Origin of the sequence: Hymenobacter crusticola, from assembly GCF_002154225.1 — a bacterium.
Classification (GTDB): domain Bacteria; phylum Bacteroidota; class Bacteroidia; order Cytophagales; family Hymenobacteraceae; genus Hymenobacter; species Hymenobacter crusticola.
The window spans coordinates 1-2,327 of sequence record NZ_MTSE01000086.1; the positions used below are offsets into that span (position 1 = coordinate 1).

Genomic DNA, 2,327 nt, shown 5'->3' on the forward strand with positions numbered 1-2,327 from the left:
TGGTAGCACCCGATTGCGGCCGGGGCCCATCAGTTCGGAGACTCTTTCCCAAATACCACGATATAGTCCTGCAACGGCAATTCCTGCCGCCGCGGTTCTAGCGACTCTTCACTGGCCATCTGGCAGCGGTAGCGGTCGATGAGGTAGGGCACTCCCTCCCCCCGCAGCAACGTGGCCGACGTCGTGACTTCGAAATGCAGGTGGGGCTCACGGGCATCGCCAGAATTGCCGATCCGTGCGAGTGGCTGCCCCCGTCGTACCCGGTCCCCGGCCTTCACGCGCACACTGCCTGGTTGCAGGTGCATATAATGCGCAAAATGCCCCCCGCCCAGGTCCAGCACGAGCGAGTTTCCTGCTACGGTTTGCAGGGTAATCGGCACCGCGGGGTGAAACGAAACCCCGTGTCCGGGAATGTTATCGGGCAGGCCATCGCGGGCGGCCACGACCCGGCCGTTTGCGACGGCCAGCACGTCTTTTCCGTAGCACTGGTAGGCGCGCACGTCCCGGGCATCGCCCGCGAACGAGGCGCCGTCTCGCACCTGCTTCCAGTCGATGGCGTAGCGTCGGGAGTCTACTGCCTGCCCGCCCAGCAGCAGTACGCCGCGCCGGTGATGGTTGTCCGGGTCATTGCTGGGCCCGTCGGCGGCCAGCCAGCCTGCCCCATCTACCGGTGGCCCCAGCACCGGCAGCACCGTATGCCGGGTTCCGATGATGGCCCCTTCCACGGCCACGTCCTCCGTGCGCAGGCGATGCACCAACCGGGTGGGCAGCCGGGCCTGGCGGTCGACCGCCACGGAGATGAAGACGATGGCCGTCTGGCCAGCCCCCAGCAGGAGCCGGTCTGCTGGGGCCGCCGGGGTGGGAACGCCGCTGAGCTGCAGCATGGTTGTCAACTGCGCCGGCAAGAAGGTCGCCAGGGGCTGCGTACTCTCGGCGTTCGCGTCGAGCACCTCCAGCCGCCGCACCGGTAGCGGAACCGGTCCAAAATTGGTGAGGTATAACTCGTACAGCAGATAGGAATGAGCCCCGCTGGGAAAGGCGGTCGGCGCAAAGGGCACGCGCATTTCCAGCGGCACGGGCCATAGAGACGGTTCAGCCGCCTCCTGATGGGGCTGGCTAGTTTGGGCGGGCAAGGAATCGAGTGCGACCAAGGCCATGCCGCAATGCGCACACGCGCCCGGTGTGGGGTAGCGGTCCGCGTCACAGGCTTTGTCGCACGGCCCGCACACCCACGTACGCGGGCCTTTTGCCGGCGTAACTTGGGCCCTCGTGTAGCCGCAGCACCAATACAGCAACAGGAAAACAACGAGCAGGCGGGCGCTTTTCATAAGGGTGGATTTTCTTTTAAGTAGCCGACACTCAGCTGGTCGATTCGCCGGTTCGGGTGGATTCCAAGCGCTGCAGTTGCCGCACGTTGCGGAAGCCACACTGCGCGGCAATGCCTTCCTGGGGCAGGGCGGGGTTGTGGCGCAACGTCGCCGCCAATTCCCGGCGCAGCGCCGTGTATACTCCTTACTGCTGATGCCGGTGGCCTGGCGGAAGGTGCGGGTAAGCGGGCGCGGGCTCATATGCACCATCTCGGCCAAAACGTCGATAGTTGCCCCCATGGCGAGGTTGTCAACCAGCCAGTCCTGCACCTGGTGCACGCCCGAGTGCAAGTGGTTGCGATAGTCTAGGTAAACGCGGCGCTGGCGGTGCTGCGCGCCGCGCCGGGTGTACACTACCAGTTCGCGGGCTACTTTGGTCGCGAACGAGGGTCCGTGCCGTTCCTGCAACAGGTACAAGGCCAGGTCAATGCCCGCCGTTAAACCCGCGCTGGTATCGATGCGACCGTCGCGGACAAACAGCGTGTCGGCCTGCACCCGCACCTGCGGGTAGCGGGCCTGGGGCTCGGCCAGCCGCCGCCAGTGGGTCGTGCATTTTTTGCCGTCCAGCAGCCCGGCCTGCGCTAGCAGGAATGCGCCCGTGCAAATGGAACACAGCCGCACGCCCCGGTGGTGCTGTTCCCGCAGCCACGCGAAGAAGGCGGCCCCTTCTTGCCGAAAGGCGTCCGAGCGCAGGTAGTCCATGGCCAGCCCCGGCAGAAAAATAAAGTCCCCTGGGACCAGGGGTACCTCCGCGAAAGGCACTAGGGCCCCCACCCCCAAGCCGGCCGCACTATGTACTACGGGGTGACAGGAGCCAAACGTCAGTTGATAGGGCTGGCCGTAGGTAGCGGCCTCGTAGAAAACTTGTAGCGGACCGGTCAGGTCCAGCAAATGCACCGCGGGCGGCACAACGAACAAGAGATGGGGTAAGGGTTTCAAGCAGGCGAGCAGAAGAGGGGG

The 2,327-nt window shown here is 65.3% G+C and carries 1 protein-coding gene; it reads right to left on the minus strand.

Annotated features, from left to right (window positions below; genetic code table 11):
- Nucleotides 1–29 precede the first annotated feature (29 nt).
- On the minus strand, nucleotides 30–2,327 hold a 2,298-nt coding region (locus tag BXP70_RS30765), incomplete at its 5' end, for a peptidoglycan DD-metalloendopeptidase family protein (protein WP_245849773.1).